32 protein-coding genes and 1 pseudogene are annotated in these 26636 nt (G+C 30.0%); 14 read left to right on the plus strand and 19 right to left on the minus strand.

Going from position 1 to position 26636, the window contains the following annotated elements; genetic code table 11:
• Window positions 1-10: 10 nt before the first annotated feature.
• Complete coding sequence (locus FBF21_RS04545; RefSeq protein WP_002852408.1) at window positions 11-376, plus strand: histidine triad nucleotide-binding protein; 366 nt, start codon at window positions 11-13, stop codon at window positions 374-376.
• A 29-nt stretch (window positions 377-405) separates the two neighbouring features.
• Here the strand turns inward: FBF21_RS04545 and FBF21_RS04550 are convergent, their stop codons facing one another.
• Both FBF21_RS04550 and FBF21_RS04555 read right to left on the minus strand, forming a co-directional pair.
• Window positions 406-975 (minus strand): DJ-1 family glyoxalase III, encoded by a 570-nt coding sequence (locus FBF21_RS04550; protein WP_002870039.1) that lies wholly within the window; start codon window positions 973-975, stop codon window positions 406-408.
• Entirely contained in the window at window positions 968-1147 is a 180-nt protein-coding gene (locus FBF21_RS04555) for a hypothetical protein (protein ID WP_010891894.1), read from the minus strand. The genes FBF21_RS04550 and FBF21_RS04555 overlap by 8 nt, the downstream gene beginning before the upstream one ends.
• Before the next feature lie 82 nt (window positions 1148-1229).
• Between FBF21_RS04555 and FBF21_RS04560 the strand changes: the two genes are divergently transcribed.
• Window positions 1230-1973: an amino acid ABC transporter permease gene (locus FBF21_RS04560; protein ID WP_002852595.1), complete on the plus strand. Its 744-nt coding sequence runs from the start codon at window positions 1230-1232 to the stop codon at window positions 1971-1973.
• Window positions 1966-2694, plus strand: a complete 729-nt coding sequence (locus tag FBF21_RS04565; protein ID WP_002858785.1) for an amino acid ABC transporter ATP-binding protein — start codon at window positions 1966-1968, stop codon at window positions 2692-2694. The genes FBF21_RS04560 and FBF21_RS04565 overlap by 8 nt, the downstream gene beginning before the upstream one ends.
• 27 nt (window positions 2695-2721) lie before the next feature.
• Here FBF21_RS04565 and FBF21_RS04570 read toward each other — a convergent pair whose 3' ends face one another.
• The 4 genes from FBF21_RS04570 to FBF21_RS04585 all read right to left on the minus strand — a co-directional run bounded on the left by FBF21_RS04570 (window position 2722) and on the right by FBF21_RS04585 (window position 6726).
• Entirely contained in the window at window positions 2722-4188 is a 1467-nt protein-coding gene (locus tag FBF21_RS04570; RefSeq protein ID WP_002870170.1) for a sodium:alanine symporter family protein, read from the minus strand.
• A gap of 103 nt (window positions 4189-4291) precedes the next feature.
• Window positions 4292-4759 carry a tRNA (cytidine(34)-2'-O)-methyltransferase gene (locus FBF21_RS04575; protein WP_002859556.1) on the minus strand — a complete coding sequence of 156 codons (468 nt, stop codon included), beginning with the start codon at window positions 4757-4759 and terminating at the stop codon, window positions 4292-4294.
• A gap of 2 nt (window positions 4760-4761) precedes the next feature.
• Window positions 4762-5748: an alanine racemase gene (locus FBF21_RS04580; protein WP_002870169.1), complete on the minus strand. Its 987-nt coding sequence runs from the start codon at window positions 5746-5748 to the stop codon at window positions 4762-4764.
• Window positions 5749-6726 (minus strand): murein L,D-transpeptidase family protein, encoded by a 978-nt coding sequence (locus tag FBF21_RS04585; RefSeq protein ID WP_002870168.1) that lies wholly within the window; start codon window positions 6724-6726, stop codon window positions 5749-5751.
• Between the two features lie 155 nt (window positions 6727-6881).
• On the opposite strand from FBF21_RS04585, the pseudogene FBF21_RS04590 reads away from it, so the two are divergent.
• The 4 genes and pseudogenes from FBF21_RS04590 to FBF21_RS04605 all read left to right on the plus strand — a co-directional run bounded on the left by FBF21_RS04590 (window position 6882) and on the right by FBF21_RS04605 (window position 8866).
• A pseudogene (locus tag FBF21_RS04590) lies at window positions 6882-7348 on the plus strand (hypothetical protein).
• Window positions 7349-7433: 85 nt separating this feature from the next.
• Entirely contained in the window at window positions 7434-7853 is a 420-nt protein-coding gene (locus tag FBF21_RS04595) for a copper chaperone PCu(A)C (RefSeq protein ID WP_002852580.1), read from the plus strand.
• 3 nt (window positions 7854-7856) lie between these two features.
• Window positions 7857-8309 carry a hypothetical protein gene (locus tag FBF21_RS04600; protein ID WP_002852445.1) on the plus strand — a complete coding sequence of 151 codons (453 nt, stop codon included), beginning with the start codon at window positions 7857-7859 and terminating at the stop codon, window positions 8307-8309.
• On the plus strand, window positions 8306-8866 hold the full coding sequence (locus FBF21_RS04605) for an SCO family protein (RefSeq protein WP_002859560.1): 561 nt from the start codon (window positions 8306-8308) through the stop codon (window positions 8864-8866). The genes FBF21_RS04600 and FBF21_RS04605 overlap by 4 nt, the downstream gene beginning before the upstream one ends.
• A 6-nt stretch (window positions 8867-8872) precedes the next feature.
• On the opposite strand, the gene cysM is transcribed toward FBF21_RS04605, so the two are convergent.
• From cysM to ciaB, 3 genes are all read right to left on the minus strand, one after another.
• Window positions 8873-9772, minus strand: a complete 900-nt coding sequence (gene cysM, locus FBF21_RS04610) for a cysteine synthase B (RefSeq protein WP_002860543.1) — start codon at window positions 9770-9772, stop codon at window positions 8873-8875.
• 126 nt (window positions 9773-9898) lie between these two features.
• Window positions 9899-10195, minus strand: coding sequence for an HU family DNA-binding protein (locus tag FBF21_RS04615; RefSeq protein WP_002859562.1), 297 nt, complete (start codon window positions 10193-10195; stop codon window positions 9899-9901).
• Between the two features lie 101 nt (window positions 10196-10296).
• Entirely contained in the window at window positions 10297-12129 is a 1833-nt protein-coding gene (gene ciaB, locus FBF21_RS04620; RefSeq protein WP_002854020.1) for an invasion protein CiaB, read from the minus strand.
• Window positions 12130-12190: 61 nt separating this feature from the next.
• Here ciaB and FBF21_RS04625 point away from each other — a divergent pair, with 61 nt between their 5' ends.
• Window positions 12191-12604 carry an acyl-CoA thioesterase gene (locus FBF21_RS04625; protein ID WP_002853544.1) on the plus strand — a complete coding sequence of 138 codons (414 nt, stop codon included), beginning with the start codon at window positions 12191-12193 and terminating at the stop codon, window positions 12602-12604.
• A 39-nt stretch (window positions 12605-12643) separates the two neighbouring features.
• On the opposite strand, the gene kcuS is transcribed toward FBF21_RS04625, so the two are convergent.
• The 9 genes from kcuS to FBF21_RS04670 all read right to left on the minus strand — a co-directional run bounded on the left by kcuS (window position 12644) and on the right by FBF21_RS04670 (window position 20584).
• The gene (gene kcuS, locus FBF21_RS04630; protein WP_002870165.1) at window positions 12644-12841 is read right to left on the minus strand and encodes a KCU-star family selenoprotein; all 198 of its coding nucleotides are present in this window, start codon (window positions 12839-12841) and stop codon (window positions 12644-12646) included.
• A complete protein-coding gene (locus FBF21_RS04635; protein WP_002918468.1) occupies window positions 12822-14933 on the minus strand; it encodes a carbon starvation CstA family protein in 2112 nt (703 codons plus the stop codon). The genes kcuS and FBF21_RS04635 overlap by 20 nt, the downstream gene beginning before the upstream one ends.
• Window positions 14934-15099: 166 nt before the next feature.
• Window positions 15100-16029, minus strand: a complete 930-nt coding sequence (locus tag FBF21_RS04640) for a ribose-phosphate pyrophosphokinase (protein WP_002853293.1) — start codon at window positions 16027-16029, stop codon at window positions 15100-15102.
• Window positions 16030-16136: 107 nt separating this feature from the next.
• The gene (locus tag FBF21_RS04645; RefSeq protein ID WP_002853290.1) at window positions 16137-16796 is read right to left on the minus strand and encodes an amino acid ABC transporter permease; all 660 of its coding nucleotides are present in this window, start codon (window positions 16794-16796) and stop codon (window positions 16137-16139) included.
• 10 nt (window positions 16797-16806) lie between these two features.
• Window positions 16807-17559 carry an amino acid ABC transporter permease gene (locus FBF21_RS04650; protein WP_002853332.1) on the minus strand — a complete coding sequence of 251 codons (753 nt, stop codon included), beginning with the start codon at window positions 17557-17559 and terminating at the stop codon, window positions 16807-16809.
• A gap of 1 nt (window position 17560) precedes the next feature.
• Window positions 17561-18340 (minus strand): bifunctional adhesin/ABC transporter aspartate/glutamate-binding protein PEB1a, encoded by a 780-nt coding sequence (gene peb1A, locus FBF21_RS04655; RefSeq protein ID WP_002865903.1) that lies wholly within the window; start codon window positions 18338-18340, stop codon window positions 17561-17563.
• Between the two features lie 21 nt (window positions 18341-18361).
• A complete protein-coding gene (locus FBF21_RS04660) occupies window positions 18362-19090 on the minus strand; it encodes an amino acid ABC transporter ATP-binding protein (RefSeq protein ID WP_002853259.1) in 729 nt (242 codons plus the stop codon).
• A gap of 135 nt (window positions 19091-19225) precedes the next feature.
• Complete coding sequence (locus FBF21_RS04665; protein ID WP_002853285.1) at window positions 19226-20014, minus strand: CheR family methyltransferase; 789 nt, start codon at window positions 20012-20014, stop codon at window positions 19226-19228.
• Between the two features lie 15 nt (window positions 20015-20029).
• Window positions 20030-20584 carry a chemotaxis protein CheB gene (locus FBF21_RS04670; RefSeq protein ID WP_002853263.1) on the minus strand — a complete coding sequence of 185 codons (555 nt, stop codon included), beginning with the start codon at window positions 20582-20584 and terminating at the stop codon, window positions 20030-20032.
• Between the two features lie 166 nt (window positions 20585-20750).
• On the opposite strand from FBF21_RS04670, the gene rpiB reads away from it, so the two are divergent.
• The 6 genes from rpiB to ychF are packed head-to-tail and all read left to right on the plus strand — an operon-like array spanning window position 20751 to window position 25228.
• The gene (rpiB, locus tag FBF21_RS04675; RefSeq protein ID WP_002853308.1) at window positions 20751-21188 is read left to right on the plus strand and encodes a ribose 5-phosphate isomerase B; all 438 of its coding nucleotides are present in this window, start codon (window positions 20751-20753) and stop codon (window positions 21186-21188) included.
• The gene (locus FBF21_RS04680) at window positions 21188-21520 is read left to right on the plus strand and encodes a membrane protein (RefSeq protein WP_002853247.1); all 333 of its coding nucleotides are present in this window, start codon (window positions 21188-21190) and stop codon (window positions 21518-21520) included. Before rpiB ends, FBF21_RS04680 begins: the two co-directional genes overlap by 1 nt.
• Window positions 21517-22065 (plus strand): adenine phosphoribosyltransferase, encoded by a 549-nt coding sequence (gene apt, locus FBF21_RS04685; protein ID WP_168985443.1) that lies wholly within the window; start codon window positions 21517-21519, stop codon window positions 22063-22065. Before FBF21_RS04680 ends, apt begins: the two co-directional genes overlap by 4 nt.
• An 18-nt stretch (window positions 22066-22083) precedes the next feature.
• On the plus strand, window positions 22084-22680 hold the full coding sequence (locus tag FBF21_RS04690) for a DedA family protein (protein WP_002854047.1): 597 nt from the start codon (window positions 22084-22086) through the stop codon (window positions 22678-22680).
• Window positions 22677-24128, plus strand: coding sequence for a leucyl aminopeptidase (locus FBF21_RS04695; RefSeq protein ID WP_002876027.1), 1452 nt, complete (start codon window positions 22677-22679; stop codon window positions 24126-24128). The genes FBF21_RS04690 and FBF21_RS04695 overlap by 4 nt, the downstream gene beginning before the upstream one ends.
• Complete coding sequence (gene ychF / locus FBF21_RS04700) at window positions 24125-25228, plus strand: redox-regulated ATPase YchF (protein ID WP_002853275.1); 1104 nt, start codon at window positions 24125-24127, stop codon at window positions 25226-25228. Before FBF21_RS04695 ends, ychF begins: the two co-directional genes overlap by 4 nt.
• A gap of 21 nt (window positions 25229-25249) precedes the next feature.
• On the opposite strand, the gene argH is transcribed toward ychF, so the two are convergent.
• A complete protein-coding gene (argH, locus tag FBF21_RS04705) occupies window positions 25250-26632 on the minus strand; it encodes an argininosuccinate lyase (RefSeq protein WP_002870278.1) in 1383 nt (460 codons plus the stop codon).
• Between the last annotated feature and the right edge of the window lie 4 nt (window positions 26633-26636).

Below are 26636 nucleotides of genomic sequence, written 5' to 3' on the forward strand. Positions count from 1 at the left end.
AGGATAAATAATGCAAGAAAAAACAATTTTTGAACTCATAGTTGAAGGTAAACTTCCATGCAATAAAGTGCTTGAAAGTGACGATTTTCTAGCATTTCATGATATTGCACCCAAAGCACCCATACATATACTTATAATCCCTAAAAAATATTTTAAAGACTTTCAAGAATTTGATCCTGAACTTATGGCCAAAATGACAAGTTTCATACAAGAATTAGCTGTTCTTTTAGGTGTAGATAAAAGTGGATATCGCTTGGTAACAAACTGTGGAAAAAATAGTGGACAAGAAGTTTTTCATTTGCATTTTCATATGCTTGGAGGTTTTGAACTGCCTAAGGAAAAAACAAAAAAAGAAAATCCTCAAGCTTTATTTTAGTTTAAATGGTAGAAAAACTACCATTTAAACTATTTTGTCAAAGGTAGCAACATTCCCTCATATAATTTTTGATAAATTTCATCACCGCATAACTTTTTAGCTAGTTCTAAACCAAAAAGAATTGCCGTAGCTGGACCTGCTGAAGTTATAACATTTTTATTTACAACTACAGCCTTGTTAACACGATTTCCATTAAGTCCAACTTCACAACTAGGATAACAAGCAAACTCGCCCTCTAAAACACCTGCTTCATTTAAAACTATAGGAGAAGCACAGATTGCGGCAACAATTTTATTTTTGCTATGAAGTTGTTTAATGATATTTAAAATAACATTTGAATTCTTAAGATTCATCATACCTTCAAAGCCACCCGCCAAAGCAATAGCATCTAAATTTTCTATATCAACATCCTCTATAGAACAATCTGCTTTTATACTAATGCTATTAGCACCTTTTATCAATAACTCACTGTTTAACGAAGCTATAACAACTTCCAAATCTGGATTTAACTCTTTTGCTCGTTTTAAAACATCCGCAATTCCTATAAATTCAGCTTCTTCAAAACCTTGAGCCAATGGAATTAATACTTTTTTACTCATTTTGTTCTCCTTTTTTATATTTTTTAAATCTTTCTTCTCTTTCTTTGTTTTTTTGCATCATTTGATGATTGAAACCTATAACCAAAACAATCATTAAAAACACAAAAATAACTATTAGAATGAAATCTAAAATTTCCATAAATACAACCTTATTTTTGGGAAATTCTAACACATTTTTTTAAATCTTTAGAGAAAATTCAAAGATATTTCTATAAAATCTTTTTTTAAATAATTTCTCTGAAAAGGTTTACAAATTGAATCAGAAAAATATAAGAATTTTTGTTTTTTTTGTTATTATTATTTTATGGGGCTATTTTTCTTTCCCAATAGAAATATTAAAAATTCAAGATCCTAGTGGAGTTGTAAGCTATGGCTATACAGAAAATGCAAAAGCTTATTTAAAAAGCTATCTTATTACACTTTTATTAACTGCTTGCGCTGTTATTATCGGAGTGATTATTGGTTTTAGTTTAGCTATTTTACACTTCTCTAAATTTAAAACGCTTAATTTTATTATAGATGAATATATAGACATTATACGAGGAACACCAGTAATTTTACAATTGATGATTTTTGCTTTTGTAATTTTTACTTTTATAGATAACCTTTATGCAGCCATTCTTGCACTAGGACTTAATAGCTCGGCTTATATAGCAGAAATTGTAAGAAGTGGCATTAATAGTGTAGATAAGGGACAAATGGAAGCTGCAAGAGCAATGGGACTTGATTACAAAACTTCAATGAAAGAAATTATTCTTCCACAGGCTACTAAAAACATTCTACCTGCATTAGCTAATGAATTTATTTCTTTATTTAAGGAAACTTCTGTTGTAGGATTTATTAGTGTTATTGATATTACCATGCAAAGTCAAAGCTTGCAAGCCGTACTTTACAATCCAAAACCTATTATTTTCACTGGACTTGTTTATTATGTAAGTGTAAAAATTTTTAGCTATTTTGCAAAAAAACTTGAACTTAGGATGAATAAAAATGATTGAAGTTAAAAATTTACAAAAAAAATATGGAGAATTAGAAGTTTTAAAAAATATTAACACTACAATCTCAAAAGGCGATGTAATAGCTATCATAGGTCCAAGTGGAGGCGGAAAAAGTACATTTTTACGCTGCATCAATCGCTTAGAACTAGCTGATAGTGGGGAAATTTTAATCAATAAGCAAAACATACTTGATAAAGAAATTGATATTAATAAGATCAGGCAAAAAGTTAGCATGGTATTTCAGCATTTTAATCTTTTTGCCAATAAAAATGTTATGGAAAATTTATGTTTAACGCCCATTAAAACAGGAATTTTAAGTCAAGAAGAAGCCATAAAAAAAGCAAAATTACTTCTTGCTAAGGTGGGTTTAGCAGACAAAGAAAATATAATGCCCCATAAGCTTTCTGGCGGACAAAAACAACGCATAGCTATTGCTAGAAGCTTGATGATGAATCCTGATGTTATTTTATTTGATGAACCTACTTCAGCTCTAGATCCTGAAATGATAGGCGAGGTTCTAAGCATTATGAAAGATGTTGCAAAAGAAGGTTTAACTATGCTTGTAGTAACTCATGAAATGGGCTTTGCTAGAAATGTTGCCAATCGTATATTTTTTATGGATAAAGGAAAAATTGCTGTTGATGCAAGCCCTAAAGAAGTATTTGAAAATCCTAGCAATGAAAGATTGAGAGAATTTTTAAACAAGGTTTTAAATCATTAATTCATAAGCCACTAAGGCTTATGAATTTTAATCCCAACATTCAGCGTTTTTAATTCCAAGTTTGCTAGCATTAAATTTAGGATCTATACCAGATTTTTGTTGCATATTAAAATCTTTTAAAACTTTATTTACTATACCACCTAAAAGCAATAAAGATATAATATTTGTCGTTGCCATGAAAGCCATAGTCAAATCAGCCAAATTCCAAGCAAGTTTTAAATTCATTTGTGAGCCTATAAAAATCATAGCCACAGCTGTAATTCTAAACAAATTCATTACAAATTTGGAATTTGTTAAATATTTAACATTAGCTTGAGCATAATAATAATTTCCTATTAAAGAAGTTATTGCAAAAAGAACAATAGCTATAGTAATAAAATGGATTCCAAAGCTACCGTAATACTCACGCATAGCTTCTTGAACTAAAGGCATTCCACCATCAATTTTACTTTCTCCAAGTCCTAAATATGCCATAGAAAAAAGAACTAAAAATCCAGAACTTGTACAAACAACAACATCAATTAAAACTGAAAAGGCTTGTATAACACCTTGTTTAGCTGGATGACTTGTCAAAGCTGCTGCAGCTGCATTAGGTGCCGAGCCCATACCCGCTTCGTTTGAAAAAAGTCCTCTTTTAATCCCTATAACCAAAGCAGAACCAGCAAAACCACCAAAAATCGCTTTAAAATCAAAAGCACTTTGTAAAATCATATGAATCACAGAAGGAATTTTATCAAAATTCATTAAAACAGCAATCACGGCAAGTAAAACATAAGCTAAAGCCATAAAAGGAACAATTAAAGAACTAATTTTACCTATTTTAGTATGGTGAGAAAAAAACATCCATGCACCAAAAATAGTTAAAATAATACCAATAATCATTGGCCAAGAACTTGATGCAAAATCTACAGCAGCATTTGGATTAAACATATCATAATAAACTTTAAAAGACGAAGTCATTGTTTGACTTTGAAGTCCATTAAATCCATAAGCATAAGTAATAATAAGAATAAAAGCAAAAAAAGCTCCAAAAAAATGTGAGCCTAAGGCTTTTTTTATATAATAAGCTGGACCACCTTTAAACCCGCCTGTATCATCTTTTGATTTGTAAACTTGAGCTAAGGTACTTTCAGCAAATGCTGAGGCACCACCAAAAAATGCCATAACCCACATCCAAAATAAAGCACCAGCTCCACCTGTAGCCAATGCCAAAGAAATTCCAGCAATATTTCCTATACCAACTCTAGAAGCAGTTGAGATCATTAATGCTTGAAAAGGTGAAATATGTTCTTTAGCGTGTCCTTCGTTTTTTTCTGTAAGAATTTTAAATACAGAACTCAACATACGAAACTGAACAAAGCGAGTTAAAAAACTATAATAAAGCCCACAAACAATAAGTAAAACTACCATAATAATGTCTGTATTTGGGACAATCTTATTAGCTATAATATCAGACGCTTTATTGGCAAAATCTAGCATAATATCTAATTTCATCCAAACTCCTCAAAAAATAATCTAAATTTTACTTTAACATAATTTTTATAAAAAGGACTTTATGATTTTATTTGTTTTAAGCTATTGTGTAAATTTGAAACTTTTAAGAAGCAAAATTTCTAAAATTTTGTCTTAAAGCTTCATAAGAGATTATACCAACGCTTGTGGCTAAATTTAAACTTCTTCCATAAGATTTCATAGGTATAGTTATAGCATTTTCCCAGTTTAATTGCATTAATTCCATAGGCAAACCATAACTCTCACTTCCAAAGAATAAGAAATCATTTTTTTGAAATTCTGCATCAAAATAAGCTTTTTGACTCTTAGTTGTTGCGAAAAAAAAGCGATTTTTATAAATCATATTTTCATTCAAAAATTCTTCAAGATTCTCCCAAATAATAGGCTCTAATTTATCCCAGTAATCAAGTCCTGCCCTTCTAACAGCCTTTTGTGAAATATCAAAAACAGTTGGTTTAACAATATGAAGTTTAAAACCAGCATTAAAGCACATTCTACCTATACTACCTGTATTTTGCGGTATTCTAGGGTGAACTAAAACTATATTAAACATATTTATACTAGAACTCTTTGAATATTAGGATTTAATTTTACTAAAATTTCATAGTTAATAGTATGAAAAAAATCAGCCCAAATATCAGCATCTTTAAACACGCAAATTTCCTCACCAGAATTTTCACAAGAAAAACTATCCATTGACATCTTTCCAAGCATTGTTTTTCCATTTCCAAGCACCAACTCCCCTTTTCCATTGTAACGGAAAAGACCATCGGCATAACCCAAATCATAAGTTGCTACTTCCATATCCTTTGCAGTAGTAAAAATGCCTCCATATCCTATGCTCTGTCCTTTTTGTAAAATCCTTTGACTTAATCTATGAGCATACAAACTTAAAACTCTTTTTAAATTTGAATCCCCATATCCAAATTGAACAAGCCCAACTCTACAATATTCATCTTCAGGAATTTTCCCTCTAAATAATGCTGCAGAATTATACGAATGAAATAATAAATTTGAAAAATATTTTTTTACTATCTTTTTAGCTTTTTGAAAATTTTCTTTTTGAACAAAAAAACTTCCATCCATTTCATCTGCACTAGCAAAATGTGTAAACATTCCAGTAAGTTTTAAATCACTACCTTGAATAAGATTTATAGCATGCTCTAAATTTTCTACACAAATTCCATTGCGATGCATGCCTGTATCTATTTTTAGATGTATTTTTATATCTTGCTTGTAATTTTTTACTTGAGAAATGTCATTTAAAGCATAAATAAATCGAGAATTTTCATTACCATGAGGACGATGTGATAGTATTAATATATTCTCAAAAAATTCTTCGATTTCTCGAGCTTCTTCTTCACTCTTAACAGCAACAAAAGAAACTCCTAAATTTTTGGCTAATGGAGCTAAAAGCTTAGCTCCATGTCCATATGCATTATCTTTAAAAACACAAATTAATCTTTGAAAACTCCCTATTTTTTTAGCAATATGTCTTAAATTGTATTCATAAGCTTTTTGATCAATTTTTATTAAAGACATTTATTGCTCTGCTAAAATTTTCATTTTACCTTTACTATCTATCTTAACGTATAAAATTTTATCGCCTCTAAACTGATAGTTTTTAGTGTAATAATCCTCATAAAATGAAATTCTATACATAGTTTCATTTTCTAAATTCGGATAAGGGCTGATATTAATATCTGAAAATTTAATCTTTTTATCTTCTTTACGAGAAAAAATAGATTTTTTCATGGAAGCAAACTGTTCAAATTTCATTTTATCAAAACGTTTAAATTCTTGCTCATCATAAAAACTTAAATAGGCATTAGTGTCACTATTTGTCCAAGCTAGTTTCCATGTAAAAAGATCAGCCAATAAACTAGCGATTTGATCCTTTTTAGCTCTAATTTTTTCTTTTTCTTCTGTCATAACAAAAACTTTTTTATCTTGCACAACTTTTGCAAATTTCTCCAAATTATTATTAAATAAAGCAATACACCCTCTTGTTTTAAATTCATCAAGTCTAGAACCATCTAAAGGATAGCCATGGATCCAAATACCACCACCTGTTTTTCCTTGTACTTTATCAAGTAAATTTGGATAAGTTGTGGCAAAAGCAAAGGGACCATAATAAGGATCACCTGGATTAAACTTACGGCCTAACTCATAAAAACCTACTGGCGTTTTCAAATCTCCTTCTATTTTTTTATCACCCATTAATCCAGTTATTATTTCTTTTTGTTCAAAATCTTTTCTTATTTTTCCGTCCTCGTAAGAATAAACACGGAGAATTTTATCTGTTTTATTTGTAAGCACGATAGCAACATTATCATCATAGTATCCAAGTGAAATATTTTTATCTCCTATTTCACTTAACCAAAAATCCTTTTGAGTTAATTCTTTTTCAATCGCTACACCAACAGCATCTAATCCTTGATTAAGATAAATTTTAACAAGATCTGAGGCATGCAACATCAATGAAGAAAGTGCAATTAATAAAGCAAGTCGTTTTAACAATGTTTTTCCTTAGGTATTTCAAATTTTTTAAGTCAAAAATGTTTGTGATTATAATATTTTTTTTCTTAAAAAATATTAATTATATTAACAATGCAGCCTTATTTATGATATAATTTTTACAAATCATAAAGGCTTGTTTTAAAAGGTTGTCTATAATGATAAGAAATTTTTTTATAGGAATGTCTTTTTTAGGCATTTTGTTTTTAGCTTTTTATACATTATATGATAAAAAGAAAGTATATTTAGCTTAAATACATGCCAACCTCTAACTTGTGACTTAAATTTACAAGATTGTGTTTTTTCTTTTAATAAAAAAAATATTGAAGTTTCAGCCTACCCAAAACCTATAAAAATTTTCAATAAAACTACTATAAAAATTAAGAATTTTCCTCATTATTCTAATTTAAAGATTAAAATTTATAGTTTAAATTCCTATATAGGCGATATCATTCCTAAATTTAATATAGTTAATGGTGATATTCTTATAAATTTTATAGGTAGAAGCATTACCGATGATTCTAGATTTAGGGTTGAATTTTTAAACAATAATGCTCCAACTGGTTTTTTCTTTGATTTTGATGTTACTATGCAAAAAAATTTTCAAACAGGTAACACACATTGAAAAATTTTCAAAATTTTATATTCAAATAAAAATATTTTTTGATATAATGAACAAATATTTAATATTATAAAAATAAGGATACAATATGAAAAAAATTCTTCTCTTAGGTGCTCTTTTTGCTGTAAATCTTTGGGCTGTTAATGATATAGAGGTAAAAAATGCCTTTGTAAAACAAACTCCACCTCATGCGCAAAATAGTGCTATTTTTCTTACTATTTTTAATAATACTAATAAGGATATTGCTCTAATAAGTGCCAAAAGCGATATCAGTGAAGTCAGTGAACTGCATACACATATACATAAAGATGGAAAAATGATGATGCAAAAAATTCCTGAAATTATTATAAAAGCTCATTCAAGCACAGAGCTTAAATCTGGAGGTTACCATATAATGCTTTTAAAACTAAAAAAACCTATTATTAAAGACACGAAGGTAAATTTAGATTTAAAATTTAATAATCACAAAACCATAGAGTTAAAAAATATTGATTCTAAAGAATTTTAATTAATGAGAAAAATTATTTTTATCCTAGCTTTTGCTTTTGTTATTGCTATTTTATATATTATTTTTGATTTTTATGTAATAAAAGATTCTCAAAAAATAACAAAAACTGATTTTTCTACCCCATTGACTTGCGATCTTAATGTTAAAGACTGCACATATAGTTTTAACAATAAAAAAGTCTTAATTTCCCTAAATCCCAAACCCTTACAATCTTTAGATGTTACAAATCTAAAGATTGTAAATCTAGGAAATTATAACAACTTAGGAATTAAAATTTATGGATTAAATATGTATATGGGCGAAATTAAACCTAAAATACATCGATTAAATTCAACAGACTATGAAAGTAAAATAGTTCTTGCTGCTTGCGTTTTAGATACTATGCGTTTCAGGGTAGAATTTATGGATAATAATAAACCCATAGGGTTTTATTTTGATTTTGAGCTAAAAAAATGAAAAAAAATATTATTTTGTTTATAGTTATAGTTGCCATTATTTTAGGTGTAATATTTTTTATTAAAAATCATCAAAATTCTTATGATTTTATCTTAAAATCAGACTTAAAAGAGGAAACCACCCTAAAAGATTTTAAAGGAGATAAGCTTATTATCTATTTTGGATATACTTATTGCCCTGATGTTTGTCCGGCAACTCTTAGTTTAGTAGGCAAAGCCTTAAAGCAAATCAATAATCCTAAGGCTCACCTTCTTTTTATTTCTTTAGATCCAAATAGAGATAATAACTTAAGCAATACAAACGAATGGTTACGATACTTTTACCCAAAAGCAGATGCCTTAATTGCAAAAGATGAAAAAACTCTTCAAAAAATAACAAAACAATATAATGTTCAATATCAAAAAATAGATCTAAATGATTCTTTTATGGGTTATTCTATAGCACATAGCAATATGCTTTATCTTATTGATGAAAAAGGTCATTTTTATAAAGAAATTAGCGATTTAAATCCACAAGAAATTTTAAGAGAACTTAGAATTTTTCTAAATTCTCAATAATTATACTTAAGCAAAAAGATCAGTTGAGAGGTATCTTTCAGCCGTATCGTTTAGCATAGTTAAAATTCTTTTATCTGGAAATTTCTTTGCTAGCATACTTGCGGCAAATACATTTGCTCCACTTGATATACCTACCATTAAACCACTTTTGGCAAGTTCTTTGGCTGTATTTATAGCATCTTCATTACTTACTGTGATCACTTGATCTATAACTTCTTTATTTAAAATAGCAGGTATAAAATTCGCCCCTATTCCTTGTATTTTATGGCTTCCCGCTTCGCCTTTGCTAAGCAATGGAGAATTTAGAGGCTCGACTCCAACAATATGCACTTTTTCTAATTTTTCTTTTAGTATTTCCCCAACTCCACTAATAGTACCGCCAGTTCCAAAACCAGCTACAAAAATATCAAGTTCATTATCCAAATCTCTTAAAATTTCTAAAGCCGTATTCTTGCGATGCGCATTTTTATTTGAAATATTTTCAAATTGAGAAACCATAAAAGAATTTGGAGTATTTAATAATATTTCATTTGCTTTATCAACCGCTCCTTTCATTCCTAAATTTGCAGGAGTTAATTCTAACCTAGCGCCAAAGAGTGTTATCATTTTTCTTCTTTCTAAACTCATAGATTCGGGCATTACAGCAATAAATTTAAGTCCCAAATCTGCACAAATCATAGCCAAAGAAATTCCAGTATTTCCACTAGTTGCTTCAACTATTGTAGTATCTTGATTAATTTTTTTACTATCTAAAGCATCTTTAATCATTTCAAAAGCTGCTCTATCTTTTATAGAATGACTAGGATTTAAAAATTCACATTTAGCAAAAACATTGATACCAAATTTTTTCAAATGTATAATAGGAGTATTTCCTATAAGCTCACTTACTTTTTCATGTACTTTCATAATTTTAATATCCTTTTTTGTTTAATAATGATAGTTTTATAAAAGTTTAAAAAAATAAAGTAAATAAAAGATACAAAATATCTGAATTAATTAAGAAAGAAGGCTAGAATTTATCTAGCCGAAGTCTTATTTTTTCTTTTTGCCGCTTGCTTTTGCAACAGCTTCTTTAAGGTTTTTACCTACCTTAAATTTTGCAACTCTTGTAGCAGGAACTTTGATTGTTTTTCCTGTGCTTGGTACTCTAGCTTCTCTAGCAGCTCTTTCTTGAGTTGAAAAAGTACCAAAACCAATAAAACTGATGCTATCACCTTTAGCCAAAACATCAGTAATAGTAGAAATAACTGCATCAGTAGCAGTAGTAGCGTCTTTTTTTGTTAGCCCAGCTGTTTGAGCAACTAATGAAATGAAATCTGCTTTAGTCATAAAAGCTCCTTTGTTTTAATTGAAACGCCTAATTTTAGCATATTTAAAAAACAATATCAAGTAAAAAACAGCTTTTTTTAAGTTTTTTTCAAAAAACTTTATTATTTTTTCTTATATCTTTCAAATTCTCCACTATTATCAATTTCATTACCAATTTTCTCGTATAAATCATAATAAAATTTAACAAATTCTTTACACTTAGGCATAATAGGAAGAAAAATATTATCTTCAATTTCACAAAATCTACTTAAAAACTCTTTTGCATCAAGTCTTAAAGCATAGTGTTTTGCTAATTCATGATAATTTTTTAAAGTTAGTTCTTTAAATTTTTTATAATGCCCTAAATCAAAATTTATCTTCAAATTATTATTTTCAAAAATCAATACTTCACTTTCAAAAAGCAAACTAAGATGAATAAGTCCTTCTGTATAATAAGGTCTAACTTCATCAACCCTTTGCCAAGAAATAAGTCCAATAGCTCTTTTTATCAGTTCATGAAAAACAGGCATTATCAAGTCATCTTGTTCATGATAAAAGAAATTTATAAGTCCACCTGTAGTAGCTTTATATTCTTCTATATTTTTAAAAAAACCACTCTGATTCATTGTTTTTTCGGTATCATTAGCAATAAAAAATATATGACCAAATTCATGGCCTATAGTTGATACTTCATAAACCCTTTTCCAAATTTTTTCCTGATAAAATAAAATATTTCTTCCAAAATCCAAAAATTCTTTATCAAAAACCTCGCTAGAAATTTTCATAAAAGGCTTTGTTTTAGCATTTTCATATACAAAATTTATAAAGGCAAATATTTTTTTGCCCGCCTTAGAACTTACAAACTCATCATTTGGAACGACTTGAGCTGAGAATAAACCTTTAAGTTCAGCACCATAAAATATCATCGGAGTGCAAATATAAAGTTGAGTTTTTTCTATATTAGATAAAACTTCTTTTTCTAATTCACAATCTTCAAGTCCTATATTTTTATAAACATGTTCAAAACTTTCCTTAATTTCATTACCAAATTTCAAAACATCAAAATCATTTTCATCTTCTATTCTTATATCCCATTCTAATGCCACCGCATGAGTATAATTATCTTCATAATATTCTAAGGGATGTCCCACTTGTAAAGGTGATTTTACTTTCATCCAAGCAAATTCAGCTTCTTGCCAAGCTTTTATAACCCTATCTTCATCTTTTTCACAAAACGCTAATTTTAATTTTTCAAAATATTCTATATAAGCTTTTTCCTCTTCGCTGCTAGCAAATATTTTAAGCTGATCAATCATATTTTCAAAAGCAAATTCTAATTTTAAAATTTCATTCTCGAAAAATCTCGCATAAGGAACAAATTTCCATAAATTTCCTATTCTAACTAAAACACCATAGCTTCGCTCACAAATTTCTCCTTCTGGAGTTTTTTGATATAAATGATTTTTACGTAAAAATTCCATTGCATCATCTAAATTTGGAAATTGAGTAGATAAAATTTTATTATTTTTTTCTATAATTTCTTTAGTCCAAGAAATTTCAAAAATATTCATAATTAAACCTATATTATGCACTCCTTGTATTAAGGACTGATAAAAATTATTTAAAAGTTTTTTCTCTTTTATTTCATTAATTAAATTTTGATGTTCTTTTTCATAAAACTTTCTAACCTCTTCATAGAACTTATGTTTTAACTCTATAATCTTATCTTCCTTAAAGTTGTTTTTTTTCCACTCTTGAACTAAATTTTCTTCTTTTAAATCAATCAAACGCCTAAGTATGGCTAGCATAGTTGTCTTATCTTGTTTTAACTCACTTAAAGAAATCAAAGATCTAAAATACTCGCCCACATCTTCTTTGTCTAAAAACTCATATAACGCATTATTTCTTTCTTTGTATTTTCTAACCAATTTAGCTATTTCTTTAAAATTATTCATGCTTTTATTCTCCTTTTTAACTTTTTTAATTATAATTCATTTTTTAAAATAAGGAGTAAAAATGAGAGATATGGGAGAACCAAAATTAAAAATTGTAGCTATGCCAAGTGACACAAATCCAGCAGGAAATATTTTTGGCGGATGGATACTTTCACAAATCGATTTAGCAGGAGCTATCGCAGCAAGAGAACTTTCTCCTGAACGCGTTGTAACCATCTCTATGGATAAAGTAGTTTTTAAAGAACCTGTTTTTATAGGCGATATAATTTCTTGTTACTCTAAAGTTGTAAATGTGGGCAACACTTCAATCAGCGTTGAAGTAGAAGTCACAGCTCAAAGAGTGGATTCTCAAGGTTGTACTTCTTGCATTAATGTAACTTCGGCTTTAGTAACTTATGTAAGTGTTACAAGAGATGGAAAGAAAAAACCTATTAGTGAAGAACTTAAAAGAATTCATGGCTTTTTAAATGCTTAAAGCTTATTTTGTATGATAAAACTTTATCCTTTAAGCTTATCAGCATTTATTTAAACCGCCACTATTATATTTTTTATCTAGACATTCTTTGAAAAATTCCCCTCTGGTTTTTGGAATTTTTCCTGGATGTTTTTGTTTCATGTATTCTAAATACTTATCATAACTAGAAAGTCCCACCAAGGGATGAAAAAACCTTTCGGCTTTTTCATAATAATACTTAAATTTTTTGAAATTCATCAATCTTAATATACTTAGTTTCTTTAAGAGGAATTTTAATTTTACCTAAGCAAATTCCTATACAAGAAATTATAACAAGCAAGGTAGCTATCATAAAGAACACACAAAGAATTGCATTAAGTAAATTTCCAACTTTATTTTGAGTGGCTATTGAAATTTCTTTTCTAATTGTAGAAATTTCTTTTTCATCTTTAGTATTATTTAATTTAAATTCTAAATCTTTAATTTTTTGACTTTGTATGCTAACGGCGGCTACATGACTTACCGCATTTGCTATTTTATTGCCTTCTTCATAAGGCATAATTTTTTGAATTCCTCCATACAGAGTTGCCACTAAGACAAATACCGCAGGTACTAAAGTAACCCAAGTATATCTTGCCTTGCCCATTTTTACAAGTATAGTTGTAGCAAGAAGCAAAGCCATACCCGCAAGCATTTGATTGCTCACGCCAAAAAGAGGCCAAAGTGTATAAATTCCTCCCTTAGGATCAATGGCGCCTTGATAAAGAAAATATCCCCAACCTGCAACACTTAAAGCCGTAGCCAAAAGTCCAGCTGGATAATTATGAATATCTCCTAAAGGTTTATAAACATTACCCAATATATCTTGCACCATAAAACGACAAGCCCTTGTCCCAGCATCCACCGCTGTTAAAATAAATAAAGCTTCAAACAATATAGCAAAATGATACCAAAAAGCCATCAAATCCACGCCGCCAAAAAGTTCATGCAAGATCAAAGCTACACCTATAGCAAAAGTCGGGGCTCCCCCTGTTCTTGAAAGTATGGTATGCTCTCCTATATTTGTGGTTAAAGTAGTAATTTCTTCAGGAGCAATACTAAATCCCCAACTTGAAATAGTTTGTGCTACATTTACAACATCTGTTCCTATCAAAGCAGAGCTTGAATTTATAGCAAAATAAAGACCTGGATGTAAAATACAAGCACAAATTAAAGCCATAATCGCCACAGCACTCTCAGCAAGCATAGAGCCATATCCAACAGCCAAAGTATGAGTTTCGTTTTCAAGCATTTTAGGAGTAGTTCCACTAGAAATCAAAGCATGAAAACCACTGATCGCACCACAAGCAATGGTAATAAATAAAAATGGAAACACTCCACCTGCAAATACTGGACCTGTTCCATTAAAATACTGAGTATTTGCTTTTGGCATTTGTAAATCAGGAGCAACCAAAACAATAGCTACAGCCATTACCACAATAACACCGATTTTCAAAAAAGTTGAAAGATAATCTCTTGGAGCAAGTAAAAACCACACAGGTAAAACAGAAGCAATAAAACCATAAGCCATCATAACAATTGCCAAAGTTGGAGCTTCTAAAGTAAATATTTTAGCCCAATAAGGATCAGCAGCTATAACGCTACCATAATGAATAGCCAAAATTAAAAGCACAAAACCTATTATAGAAGCCTCCCCTACTCTACCTGGACGGATAAAACGCATATAAATGCCCATAAATATTGCTATAGGAATAGTCATTGCGATAGTAAATAAACCCCATGGAGATTCTGCTAAAGCTTTTACAACCACCATAGCTAAAATGGCAATAATAATAAGCATAATGCCAAAAATCGCCACCATAGCAACTCCACCTGTAAATTTACCCATCTCATCCTTAATCATCTCGCCAAGACTTCTACCTTTTCTACGAGTAGATATAAAAAGAACAACAAAATCATGCACAGCACCCGCTAAAACTCCTCCTACTAAAATCCAAAGCATAGAAGGCAAATATCCCATTTGAGCGGCCAAGATAGGTCCTACTAATGGACCTGCTCCTGCAATAGCAGCAAAATGATGTCCAAATAATACAGCTTTATTTGTAGGCACAAAATCACGCCCATCATTTTCTACAAGTGCTGGTGTTGCACGATTTTTATCAAGTTCTAAAACCTTATAAGCTACAAAACGCCCATAAAATCTATATCCTATCATATAAATACATACAGCAGCAACCACCAAATAAATCGCTGATACACTTTCGCCATTTTGTAAAGCTAAATAACCAAAACAAATAGCGCCTAAAGTTGCAACAAACAACCATAAAATTTTAGTACTTAACTGAGTCATATTTCTCCTAAGAAAATAAAATATTTTCAAAGAATAGCAGATTTATAGATTAAATTATATAGAAAGATGTTTAGTTTTTTCACATTTTTAAAAAAATATATGTTTTTTGTTTCTTTAAGTAGCATAAAAATGAAAAGCTTAAAAATAATCTTTAAGCTTTTTTAATCTAAATAAAGAGAGAATTTACACTTTCGTTATGATAAACACGACGTATTACTTCAGCAAAAACAGGTGTAACGCTTAATACTTTAATATTTGGTAATTGCTCTTTTAAAGGTATAGTATCTGTTACCACAAGCTCATCTAAAACTCCACTTGCTATTCTCTCATAGGCTTTTCCACTTAAAACTGCATGAGTACAGCAAGCCATAACAGATTTTGCACCTTTTTCTTTTAAAGCTTCCGCGGCTTTAACTATAGTGCCAGCAGTATCAATAATATCATCCACTAAGATAACTTCTTTATCTTTTACATCTCCAATAATATTCATTACTTCACTTTCATTGGCTTTTTCACGACGCTTATCAACTATAACTATATCAAGTCCTAAATGCTTTGCAACACTCCTAGCTCTTGCAACACCCCCTATATCTGGACTTCCTATAATAGCATTTTTAAAATGTTTGGCTTTAATGTAATCATTAAAAACTATACTTCCATAAAGATTATCTACTGGAATATCAAAAAAACCCTGAATTTGTCCTGCATGCAAATCTATCGTAGCTACGCGATCAATCCCAGCTGCTTGAATCAAATTAGCCACAAGTTTAGCAGTAATTGGCACTCTAGGATTTGCTTTTCTATCTTGTCTCGCATAGCCAAAATATGGGATAATAGCCGTAATTGAATTTGCACTTGAGCGACGCAAAGCATCTGTAAGAATTAAAAGTTCCATTAAATTATCGTTTGTAGGAGCGCAAGTACTTTGAATAATAAAAACATCCTTTCCGCGTACACTCTCATCAATTTGAACACTAATCTCTCCATCACTAAACCGCTTTACTCCAGCATCACTTAAAGGCAGGGAGAGATATTTAGAAACTTGTCTTGCAAATTCGACATTAGCTGAGCCTGAAAAAATTTTATAACCTCGCATAAAAAACCTTAATCAATAAAATTATGAATTAATACAAAAGATTTTAATAAAAAAAATGTTAAAAACTGCTGTAAATTTAAAAAGCTTATATAAAAATATAAGCTTTTTTAAGAAATGTAAGCTGTCTTTTTGGCATAATATCTTACCAACATAGAAAGTGAAAAACATATTATAAAATAAATTCCCGCAACAACACCTATCATCGCTAAAATTTCTTCAAAACTTGTTAGTTTTGCCAATATAGTTTTTGAATTATAAGTAAGTTCAGCTATACCTAAACCCGCTAAATAAGCTGTATCCTTTACAGTGGTTACAATTTGAGATAATAAAGCAGGTATTATTTTTCTAAAAGTTTGTGGTAAAATAATATAAAAAAGAGTAAAAAATTTACCAAAACCTTGAGAATAAGCTGCTTCAAACTGACCTTTTGGTATAGAATTTAATCCACCTCTAATAATTTCAGCCATAACCGAACTCGTATAAAGTGAAAATCCTATAGTACCCCAAAAAGCTTGAGGAAATTGTCCAAAAAATACAGGTAGAACAAAACAAGCTGCAAGCATCCATAATAATAAAGGAGTATTTCTAAAAATATCTATATAGCAAGCTGCTAAAAATTTACTTAATCTATCCCCATAATTTTTAGTTATAGCTAAAAAAGTTCCAAAAACAATCGAAATAATACAAGTTGCCAAGGCTATTTTTAATGTCAGAAATAAACCTTGCATTAAAAATTCAATATTTTGCGCATTAAAAACATTTTCCATTAACAACCCTTTATCTCGTTAAATGTGCTTTTTTTAATTTATTTTCATAAGCTTTTGCAAAATAAGCCAAAGGATAGCAAATTATAAAATATAAAACCGCTGCAAATATATAAGCTGGCGCATAATTTCCATAATCAGCTGCATAACTATCAGCAGAATGCATTAACTCAGCTCCACCTACAATAAGCAATACAGAGGTATTTTTAATTAAATTTACCATTTGATTTGTCATCGGTGGTAAAATAATTCTAATGGTTTGAGGTACTATAATATAACGCATTTGTTGAATATAAGTAAACCCTTGAGACGCAGAAGCTTCAAACTGACCTCTTGGCACAGCCAAAATTCCACTTCTAACCACCTCGCTTACATAAGCTCCGTGATACGCCCCAACACCCAATACACCAATAGTAAATATATCAAGCCTTATACCTAAAACAGGCAAGGCATAAAACAAAAAGAAAATTTGTATTACCAAAGGAACATTTTGAAAAAGCTCTACGTAAATTCTAGTGTAGGCTCTGATAATTTTAAATCTACTTGTAGCCATAACTCCGCCTATAGTTCCAAAAATTGTAGCTATAAGCAAAGCAAGAATGCTTACTTCTAAAGTATAAATAAAACCATTAATAAAAGCATCTTTATTATCCAAAGCATCTAAAAATTTCCATACCGCAAAAGGGCTTATACTATTTTCATCATATAAACCCCAAGAAGTAAGAATTTGTCTTAAATGTTCAACAAAACCTACACTTTCATTCATATTATAAACCCCATTTTTTCGCTAAAGCATCAATTTCATTTTTATGTTCTTTTACAAAATCATCAACATATTTTGCAAAAGCTGGATCATCTTTTTTGGTTACAATACCATAACTTTGTGGTTCAAAACTATCTGGCAAAATTTCACTTTTATCATCCACATAACCTAACAATATTGATTTATCTACAGAAAACGCATCAACTCTTTTAGCATCTAAAGCAGCTTTTATACTTGGATAATCAGGAAATTCACTAAATTTAACATCAATGCCAATTTTTTTAGCAGCTTCACCTATAGCTTTTTTTGTAGTTGCAGCTTGAGCTACTCCAATATTTGCACCTTTCATATCAGCTAGAGATTTATAATTTTTTTCTTTTAAAACCAAAAGCCCTATAGCATCTTGATAATAAGGCTCTGAGAAATTATAAATTCTTTTTCTCTCTGGAGTAATAGTAAAAGTTGCTATCACTGCATCTACACTACCATTATCAAGCAAAGGGCCTCTTGTTTTAGCATTAACTGCAACTAGTTTTATTTTTTTATCATCACCTAATATACTTTTAGCTAGCAATTTGGCAACATCTACTTCGAAACCTTTAATTTCACCTGTTGCTTGATCAAGTAAAGCATAATGTGGAACATCATTTTTAACACCAACTATTAATTGTCCTTTAGATTTAATAGACTCAAGTTTACCTTCTGCTGCATTAGCATTACTAAATGCAACACAAGCACCTAGAGCAAAAACTGCCAACTTTAACAAAGATTTTCTAAAAACCATTTTTTCTCCTTTCAATTTTGGTTAATTTTTAAGAATTTTCCCTAAAAAGAGTCGCGCTCTTTCAGTTTTTGGATTTGAGAAAAATTCGCTAGGAATATTTTCTTCCACAATAGCACCATCTTCCATAAAAATAATCCTATCTGCTACTTCTTTTGCAAAACCCATTTCGTGTGTAACAACCACCATGGTAGTATTGCTTTGATGTGAAATTTCTTTCATTACATCTAAAACCTCTTGTATGGTTTCTGGATCAAGGGCTGAAGTAGGTTCATCAAATAAAATATAGGGTTTTTTAGTACAAAGTGATCTTGCTATAGCAACGCGTTGTTGTTGTCCACCTGAAAGGGTTGCTGGATAAACATTTGCTTTATCCAGCAACCCTACAACTTTTAAATACTTAAAAGCTGTTTCTTCAGCTTCTTTTTTAGATTTTTTTTGAAGTTTCATTGGAGCTAAGGTCAAATTTTGCAAAACCGTCATATGTGGATATAAATTAAAATGCTGAAAAACCATTGCACAATATTTTCGGCAAATTTCAATTTTATTTTTATGATTTAAAACAAGATTGTTAACTACGACCTCTCCTGAACTAACTTCTTCAAGCCCATTCATGCAACGGATAGTTGTACTTTTTCCACTTCCACTTGGACCTATAATAACAAGCTTCTCACCTTCTTTAACAGAAAGATTAATATTCTTTAGAACATGATGAGTTCCGTAGTATTTGTTTACATTTTTTAATTCAATCAAGTTTTTTCCTTTATTTTTAGCTAAATATAAAATTAATTGAAATTATTTTATCATTAAATAAAGAAAACTACTTCAAAATGTAACTTATTTTTACTAATAAATTTCCAAAGTGTAACTTTTAGTAATTTTTAGAATTTATACTTTTTCATAGTAAACACCTCTTGGAGAGAAAATCTTTTTAAAATAAATAGTCTCTGGAATTAAATCAGCATTGCCAACATAAAGCCTTCCTTTATCATTTAAAATTCTATGAAATCTCTCCATAAGTTTTAGTTTTGATTCATGATCAAAATAAATAATCATATTTCTAGAAGCTATAATATCAAATTTTCCCAATCTTGAAAATTTTTCTTCAAAAACATTGCAAAGTTCAAATTTACAAGTACAAAGCTCATTTTTATTAATAGTATAAAATTTATCTTCGCTTTCTAAAAAAAACCTTCTTTTTTCACTCTCGCTCAATCGCTGTAAAGTTCTTCCTTGATATTTTCCAAGTTTTGCTTTTTCAATCACACTTGAATTAATATCAACGCCTAAAATATACATATCTTTAATAAAATTCTGTGCAGCCAATAATGCCAAAGAATATACTTCTTCTCCACTTGAACAAGGGGCGCTTAGGATATTTACTCTCTTTTCTAAGCTTTTGGCATAATAAATTATTTCTTTCAATTGAGCCAATTCTCTTAAAAAATAAGTTTCGCCTATGGTTACAAAATCTAAAGTTTCTTGTTTAAGTTGTCTATTGCTTTTTAATTTTCCCAAAAATTCGGAAAAATTTTTAGTATTAGTTCCTTCAAGAAATTTATTCAACTTTAAAGCTAGTATATTTTTTTTATCGGTTAAATCAATACCACTCATTTCGTTGATAATTTTTATAAATTCATTAAGTTCCAATTCGCTAGGAGTTATTTTTTTTTCCATGCAATTTTCCTTTTATTAATCCTGATCAATAAAATTTACAATTTCTTTTTTAATTTCTTTTAAGCTCATAGGTTTTAAATGCGGATTCATATCTTTTGCTCTTTTTGGCATACCATAAACGACGCTATCTGCTTCATTCTCACATAAACATCTAACTCCTGTTTTATAAAGCTCAAATAAACCTTTTGCGCCATCATCTCCCATGCCCGTTAAAATAATAGCAAGTATTTTATTTGTTTTTGCCAAAGAAACAGCGGAATGAAAAAGTAAATCCACACTCGGTTTAAAGCTTGAAGCCACATCTTGCCAAGCGGCTACAATATTTAAATTTCCAGATAAAATAGTATTTTTAGGGCAAATATAAATTTTATTGCTTAATATCTCTTTATCGTTCAATAAGCACACTTCACTAAAAGCTTCTTTATTAAATTGCCCCACAAAAGATGGAATAAAACTGGCACTCATGTGCTGAGCTATAACTACACAAGTATTTTTTACATCAATATCCTTTAAAAGAAATTTAAGCTGATTAGGACCACCTGTTGAAGATCCTATGAGTATGAGCTTCACTTTCTTCTCCTCTTAATTTATTGAAATTTTATTTTTCTTGTCACATGATTCTAACATATATAAAGAAAAATAAAGCTTATTTTTAAAACAAAGAAAAGCTGTTTTTATGATTTAATATGATAAGATTAGGTTTTTATCTTATTTTATATAGTAATTTAGGAAACCAATGCTTAGGGAAAAAATTTATATTGCTAGTGATCATGCTGGTTTTGAATTAAAAGAAAAAATTTGCGTATTTTTAAAAGAAAAAAATATAATTTTTAACGATTTAGGAACAAACACTTGCGCAAGCTGCGATTATCCTGATTATGCGCATTTACTTGCCGAAAAAATAAACAAACGGAGCTTTGGCATTCTTATTTGTGGAAGTGGAATTGGAATTTCTATTGCAGCAAATCGTCATAAAAACATTCGTTGTGCATTATGCCACGAAAGCTTAAGTGCAGAACTTGCAAGAAGGCATAATGATGCCAATGTTTTGGCATTAGGCGGAAGATTAATTGGGGTTGAATTAGCTATAGATATTATAGAAAAATTCATTCAAACTCCTTTTGAAGAAGGGAGACATATGCAAAGAATTCAAAAAATTGAGGTAAAAATATAATGTTTACAAACTGGCTTGTTTTAACTATATTGATTTGTGCAACTATCTATCTTATTGTAATGTTGTTTTACTATAAAACTCTACTTAATAAAGAAAAAACATCAAAAGATTTTATCAAAAACAATCTTGATGATACTGAGATTGTCATTAGAAAACTACAAATTCAACTTCAAAGAAGCCTTGGAAATATAGATATACTCACAGAAGAGCTTAATAAAATCAAAGCAGACCTTACATCTTTAAGAACCAGAAATTCTCAATATCGCTTGGAAAATGACAAACTAAGACAAAGAATTAAAGAATTAGAAGCAAAAATCGAGGCATTATTATGATAAAACTAACACAAGAAGAAAAAAAATATCTGCTTGATAGCATTAGGATTATTCCTGATTTTCCAAAAAAAGGAATTATTTTTAGAGATATCACCACTCTACTAAATAACAAAGAAGCTTTAAATTTTCTACTTAGACATTTAAAAGAACGCTACAAAGATTACAATCTAGACTTCATAGCAGGAACAGAAAGCAGAGGATTTATCTTTGCATCTATGATTTGTGCAAAACTTAATCTTCCTTTTGTGCCTATTAGAAAACCTGGAAAACTCCCTTTTGAAACCTTTAGCTGCGAATACGATCTTGAATATGGCAGCGATAAAGTAGAACTTCATAAAGATGCATTTAAAAATATTCAAAATGCAAGAGTTTTACTTGTAGATGATTTAATAGCAACTGGCGGAACAGCTATAGCTTCATATGAACTCATTCAAAAAGCTGGAGCTAAATGTGTTGAAGCTTGTTTTTTCATGAATCTTAAAGATTTAAATGGAGCAAATAAACTTGAAAAACTTACTTCAGTTTATAGTGTTTTAGAAATTTAAAACTATAGAAAGGTACAAATGGAAGAATTTTTAAAAAATTTACTTTACCAATACAAAGATCTAGCTTATATTATTATTTTTTTATGGTGCATTTTAGAAGGAGAGTTAGCTTTAATTTTAGCAGGTATTTTTGCTCATCAAGGACATGTAAATTTAGGTTTTGTTATATTTATAGCAGGACTTGGTGGTTTTGTAGGTGATCAAATTTATTTCTATATAGGAAGATATAATAAACGCTACATACAAAAAAAATTAAAAACTCAAAGGCGTAAATTTGCAGTAGCACACCTACTTTTACAACGTTTTGGTTGGCCTATTATTTTTATACAACGCTATATGTATGGTTTTAGAACCATTATACCTATGAGTATAGGAATCACGCGTTATAGTGCAAAAAAATTTGCTATTATCAATCTTTTTAGTGCTTGGGTTTGGGCATCAATCACTATACTTTTAGCTTGGTATTTTGGAGAACAAATTTGGAAGATGGTGACTTGGGCTGAAGAACATTGGTATTATGCAGCCATTATTATTATAGCTTTTTTATCCCTTTTATTATTTGGTTTTAAACAAATGGAAAAAGCTATACTTAAAGATAAAAGGAAAAAATCATGAAATTTGAATTAAACGATAAAAAACTAGATGCTATAAAAGCAGACTTTGAACTTGTTTTTATACAGGATAAAAATTTAAAAATTTTTAACAAAGAAAAAGATTTTTTTAAACTTAATAATTACAAAGGCGAAGGTGCATTATTAGACTTAAACAATAAAAAGCTTTATTTAGAGCTTAAAAGTCTTGCTTATGAGGATATAAGATTAAGTCTTTGCACAGCATATAAAACTCTTGAGAAACTTAATATTAAAAGCGTAAAACTTCCTAGCATAATAGGAGATTGTGTAGTTAGAAGTTTTGCATCTTTAGTTGAAGGCGTACTTTTTGGAGCTTATAAATTTGACAAATATAAAAGCGAGAAAAAAACAAGTACTTTGGAAAAATTTATTATTTCAAGCGAAGAATTAAATGGTAAGAAATTTAATAAAGATGAAGCTAAGATAGGTTTAGAGCGTGGAGAAATTTTAGCTAATGCTACAAATTTTACTAAAAATATAGTCAATGAAATTCCTGAAATTTACACCCCTTTAAAAATGGCAGAAGATGCGCAAAATTTAGCTAAAGAAAATAAAAACATTATTTGTAAAATTTATGATGAAAAATTCTTAGCCAAAGAAAAAATGAATGCCTTTTTAGCGGTAAATCGCGCCTCGATACACCCACCACGCCTCATTCATCTAAGCTATAAAGCCAAAAATGCAAAAAAACGTGTTGTATTTGTTGGAAAAGGCTTAACTTACGATAGCGGTGGATTAAGCTTAAAACCAGCTGATTTTATGCTTACAATGAAAGCTGATAAAAGCGGTGCAGCAGCAGTAATGGGAATCATAAAAGCCGTAGCTGAACTTGCTTTAGATTTAGAAGTGCATTGCATTTTGGGCGCAACTGAAAATATGATAGGCGGCAATGCTTATAAGCCTGATGATGTGTTAATCAGTCGTGAAGGTGTAAGCATAGAGGTAAGAAATACAGATGCAGAAGGACGCTTGGTTTTAGCTGATTGTCTTTCTTTTGCACAGGATTTAAAACCTGATTTACTTATCGATATGGCAACTCTTACTGGAGCTTGTGTTGTAGGACTTGGAGAATTTACAAGTGCTATTATGGGAAATAATGAGGAATTGCAAAATGATTTTTATCTAAGCTCTAAAAAAAGCGGAGAATATACCACAATCTTACATTTCAACCCTCACTTAAGAGAACTTATAAAATCAAATATTGCCGATGTTAGTAATACTGCCTCTAGTCGCTACGGAGGTGCAATTACCGCAGGGTTATTTTTAGATAAATTTATTCGTAAAGAATATAAAGATAAATGGCTACATCTTGACATAGCAGGACCTGCTTATACAGAAAAATCTTGGGGATATTCTAGTTTTGGCGCAAGTGGAGCTGGAGTTAGAATGTGTGTTAATTATTTAATTCAAATTTTAAGGAAAGCTAAATGAGTTTAAGCGTAGGTATAGTAGGACTTCCAAATGTTGGCAAATCAACAACTTTTAATGCTTTAACTAAAGCACAAAATGCCCAAAGTGCAAACTATCCTTTCTGCACCATAGAGCCTAATAAAGCCATGGTTGAAGTTCCTGATTTAAGACTTAATGAACTTGCTAAAATAGTAAAACCTGAAAGAATTATGCATTCTTTAATAGAATTTGTAGATATCGCTGGACTTGTTAAAGGCGCAAGTAAAGGCGAAGGCTTGGGAAATAAATTTCTTTCAAATATACGTGAAACTGAGGTTATTTTGCATATAGTACGTTGTTTTGATGAAGAAAATATTACCCATGTTGAAGGTGGAGTTGATCCTTTACGTGATGTAGAAATTATCAATACAGAGCTTATTTTAGCAGATATTGAGCAACTGAGTAAAAAAATAGAAAAACTCACCAAAGAAGCCAAAGCCAATCAAAAGGGTGCCAAAGAAAGTCTCGAACTTGCAAATTCCTTACTTGATCATTTAAACAAAGGCTTAGCTGCAAGTTCTTATCCTGAAAAGGAAAGCGAAATTTATCAAGCCCTAATCAAGGAATTAAGACTGCTTTCTGCTAAAGAGGTGATTTATGGTGCAAATGTTGATGAAAATGGTATTAGTGAAGATAATGATTATGTAAAAGCTTTAAAAGAATATGCTAAAAAAAATGATCATGAAGTTATCAAGCTTTGTGCAAAAATCGAAGAAGAATTAGTAGGATTAAGCGATGAAGAAAGTCATGAATTTTTAAGCTCTCTAGGAGTTAACGAAAGCGGTCTTGATCAAATCATACGCACTGCTTTTGCTAAGCTTGGACTGATCAGTTATTTTACCGCTGGTGTAGTTGAAGTGCGTTCTTGGACAATCAAAAAAGGCTGGAAAGCACCAAAAGCAGCAAGCGTGATTCATAATGACTTTGAAAAAGGCTTTATAAAAGCTGAAGTTATTTCCTATGAAGACTATATCCAATACAAAGGCGAAAATGGCGCCAAAGAAGCAGGAAAGCTACGCCTTGAAGGAAAAGACTATATCGTTTTAGACGGCGATGTAATGCACTTTAGATTCAATGTTTAGGCAAAATAGCCTAAACAATATTTATAAATTTTGAATAAAACCTTCCAAAATTTGAATTTGCTTTTCTACGCTTGCAATAGAACTTGAGCCTTCACTTTGCTTAGAATTTAAAGAAAATTCAAAATTTAAAAGTTCCATAGCTTTTTCATCAAATACAGGATCTATTTTTGAAAGATCTTTAATTTCACTTATATCAATACCTTGTGCTTCAGCTTGTGCAACAACATTTCCCACTATAAAATGTGCTTTTCTAAAAGGAATATTTTTTTCACGCACCAAATAATCTGCCAAATCGGTAGCCAATAAATGACCTTTTTTACAAGCATTAAGCATATTTTCTTTATTAATTTGTATTTCTTTTAGCATTGCATTTAAGATGATTAAGCTATCTTTAGCGGTTTTTACACTATCAAAAATCCCTTCTTTATCTTCTTGCATATCTTTATTATAGGCTAAAGGTAAAGCTTTCATTATAGTTAAAAGAGAAATCAAATTTCCATAAACACGCCCTGTTTTTCCACGTATAAGCTCACAAACATCAGGATTTTTTTTCTGAGGCATAATAGAACTTCCTGTTGAAAAGCTATCACTTATAGTTATAAAAGAAAACTCCGAACTTGAAAATAAGATCATTTCTTCGCAAAGTCTTGATGTGTGTGTAAAAATAACTGCTATATCATAAAGCAAATCAAGAGCAAAATCCCTATCACTCACTCCATCCATAGCATTTAGCATAATATCTTTAAATCCTAAAATTTCAGCACTCAACTCACGATTGGTTCTATAGCTTGTTCCTGCACATGCACAAGATCCAAGTGGCGAAAAGTCTGCGAGTTCTAGGCTATTTTGCAAACGCTTAATATCTCGCATTAACATAAAAGCATAAGCTAAAATATAAAAAGAAAAACTCACAGGCTGAGCGTGCTGTAAATGTGTAAAACTTGGCATAATAGTTTTTTTATGCACTTTAGCATGTTCGAGCATGGTTTGAATCAATTCTTTTAAAAGCTTTATAAGTTCAATATGAGATTTTTTGACAAAAAGTTTAAAATCAGTAGCCACTTGATCATTTCTACTTCTTGCAGTATGAAGTCTTCCACCAATTTCACTACCTATAATCTCGCTTAAACGCTTTTCTACGGCCATATGAATATCTTCATCTTTAATATCAAAAATAAATTTACCTTGCTCTATTTCACTTCTAACCTGCTCTAAACCTTTTATAATAGCATCTAATTCTTCTTTTTTTAAAATACCACAACTTTCAAGCATTGTAGCGTGTGCTATAGAACCTTGTATATCTTCATTGAACAAAGTTTTATCTACATTTAAACTTGCATTAAATTCTTTTAAAAGCTCATCACTTGCATCACTAAAACGTCCTGACCACATTTCATTTTTCATTTAA

The sequence above is a fragment of the Campylobacter sp. CFSAN093238 genome, assembly GCF_012898015.1.
GTDB classification, from domain to species: domain Bacteria; phylum Campylobacterota; class Campylobacteria; order Campylobacterales; family Campylobacteraceae; genus Campylobacter_D; species Campylobacter_D jejuni.